Origin of the sequence: Dietzia sp. E1 (assembly GCF_014145015.1) — a bacterium.
GTDB classification, from domain to species: domain Bacteria; phylum Actinomycetota; class Actinomycetes; order Mycobacteriales; family Mycobacteriaceae; genus Dietzia; species Dietzia cinnamea_A.
Window position 1 is genome coordinate 1 of sequence record NZ_JAALDU010000190.1, and the last position, 1,917, is coordinate 1,917.

General features: G+C 69.8%; 2 protein-coding genes. One reads left to right on the forward strand and one right to left on the reverse strand.

Annotated elements, in window-relative coordinates; genetic code table 11:
- The coding region (locus tag G6030_RS07585; protein WP_182642700.1) for an acyltransferase at positions 1-553 on the reverse strand (553 nt) is incomplete at its 3' end.
- A gap of 104 nt (positions 554-657) precedes the next feature.
- Between G6030_RS07585 and G6030_RS07590 the strand changes: the two genes are divergently transcribed.
- Positions 658-1,917: DUF3068 domain-containing protein (locus G6030_RS07590; RefSeq protein WP_182642701.1), on the forward strand; the 1,260-nt coding region annotated here is incomplete at its 3' end.

Sequence of the window (1,917 nt, forward strand, 5' to 3'; positions counted from 1 at the left end):
TCCGCCACCGCGCGGCCGGCCCACGCAGCCGCGCGAGCGCCCACCACAGCAGCGGCAGCACCAGGTAGAAGCTCATCTCCACCGACAGCGACCACGCGTGCGTCAGGCCCTCGACCAGCGAATCGGGCACGAACACCTGGGTGAGCGTCACGTTGGACATCCAGGTGGACACCGACGCGCGGGCGTTCTGCGGGATCAGGAGGAAGACCGCCGCGACCACCCCGAGGTAGGCGGGCAGGATCCGGACCAGCCGGGAGCGCAGATACTCCCGTGCCGGGCGGGCGGTGCCCGGGCCGCCCCGACGGGCGTGGAGGGCGTGCGCCCGCCACAGGAGGAAACCGGACAGCGCGAAGAACACGGCCACGGACAGGTCGAACCGGCCCCACACCCGGTGGACGAACGAGCCCGTGGAGGAGCCGGTCTGGAACGCGACGTGCGTCGTGAGGACCGCGAACGCGGCGACGGCCCGCAGACCTTCCAGCGCCGGGGCGAAACCGGTCGCGGACGGCAGAGTGCCGACTCGGTGGTCGGGGGTGCCGAATGCGTTCTTCATCACTGTTAATCTTCTCCTGATGATGGTCCGGCCGGGCAGGCACCCCGGCGGTTACCGGGTGGTAACCCGGCGGGCCCAGGGCGCGACACCAGGAGGACTAGGCGATGGCACGTCAGAGCAGTTCGGCCGGACGGAGGTCGTCGGTACCCGCACTGGTCCTCGTCGGGCTCGGCGCATTCCTCATCACTATGGCACTGGCTCTCGTGTTCTTCGTCGTGCCGGCGCAGAAGAAGACGCCGCTGGACATCAACTCCACCACCGTCACCGACACCGTGCCGGGCGCGGTCCTCGTGGGCGGTGCGCTCGCGTCCAACACGCCCACCGAGCTCAACGCCGACCGCGCCGAATGCCGGGCACCGGAGGCCCCCGCTGAGGGCGGCGAGGGCGCCGAGGGTGAGGGTGCCGAGGGCTCCGGTGAGGGCGAGACGGTCGAGACCCTCGACGGGCCCGAGGCCGACGACTCCGACGTGCAGTTCCCGGTCACGTGCTTCATCGACAACGACATCCCGATGTACTCGCAGCGTCGTGTCCAGGCCGTCGAGCCGTCTAACGCCGAGGTCATCACCATGCAGGCCGCGCAGTCGCTGATGCGTGAGGACAAGCAGGGCGGCGACGATGTCGAGGCGCTGATCAACGCCACGATCGACCGCGTGACCGTCGACCGCGTCTCGGCGATGCCCGTGGACGAGGCGACCAGCACCCTGCAGGTCGTGGCCGGCGGCTCCGGCGGTGACGACGCGCCGACGGGTTTCGTCCGCGAGGGGCTGCAGTACAAGTTCCCGTTCGACACCGAGCAGCGGGCCTACGACTACTTCGACGCCAGCACCTTCACCACCAACCCGATCGAGTTCGTCGGCGAGACCACCGTCGGCGGCATCGACGCCTACGAGTTCCGCCAGGAACTCGGCCCGATCGACATGTGGTCCTCGATCCGCGACCACTTCGCCTCGATCTACGACGGTTACGACCCCGCCGTCGAGTCGGTCCTCGCCAGCTACCGCCGCGAGGGCATGACCGCCGGGCAGTGGGGCCTCGAGGGCGACCCCGAGCGCGAGGTCGACATGCGCCGCTTCTACACCAACACCCGCACGGTGTGGGTGAACCCGGCCACCGGCCAGATCGTCAACGGAAAGGAGGACATCTTCCAGTTCTTCGCCGAGGACCAGGCCGAGGCCGACGCGTTCTTCGGCGACAAGGCCCGCATGGAGGAGGAGAGGACCGAGCCCACCCGCACGGCCGTCCGCTTCCAGTCCGGCTGGAACGAGGAGACGCAGCAGGTGACCCTCGCCGGTGCGCAGGACAGCGCCGACACGCTCAACACGTTCGGCCGAGTCGTGCCCGCCGTCCTGGGCATCCTGGGCCTG